Origin of the sequence: Kineococcus indalonis, from assembly GCF_009906395.1 — a bacterium.
GTDB classification, from domain to species: domain Bacteria; phylum Actinomycetota; class Actinomycetes; order Actinomycetales; family Kineococcaceae; genus Kineococcus; species Kineococcus indalonis.
Genome location: NZ_JAAALM010001042.1, coordinates 1 through 405, shown reverse-complemented (window position 1 = coordinate 405; position 405 = coordinate 1). Strand labels below are relative to the sequence as shown.

Sequence of the window (405 nt, the reverse complement as noted above, 5' to 3'; positions counted from 1 at the left end):
CAGCCGTTCGCCGCGCCCGACGCCGAGCGCCTGCGCGAGCTGGGCCTGGGGCGCGCCGAGCTGGCCGCCGCGGTGCGCGCCGGGCGCCTGGAGCGCCTCGCCGAGGGGGTCGTGCTCGCCCCCGGGGCGCTGCGCCGCGCCGCCGCGGAGCTGGCGCGCCTGCCGCAGCCCTTCACCGCCAGCGAGGCGCGCCGGGCGCTGGGCACCTCCCGCCGGGTGGCGCTGCCGCTGCTGCAGGCGCTGGACGCCGCGCGCCTGACCGCGCGCGACGCCGACGACCGGCGCCGCGTGCTGGCGCCGGGCGGCGGGGCGGCGGTGAGCCGTCCGGGGGGTCCGGTGCCCCCGCGCGAGTGACTCGGCATGTCGGTACCAGCACTGCGCGTGAGGTCGGTTCGAGACTGGCTC

General features: G+C 82.2%; 1 protein-coding gene. It reads left to right on the top strand.

Going from position 1 to position 405, the window contains the following annotated elements:
* A partial coding sequence (locus GTR00_RS22610) for a SelB domain-containing protein (RefSeq protein ID WP_205706465.1) occupies positions 1-354 on the top strand: 354 nt, incomplete at its 5' end.
* Positions 355-405: the final 51 nt, after the last annotated feature.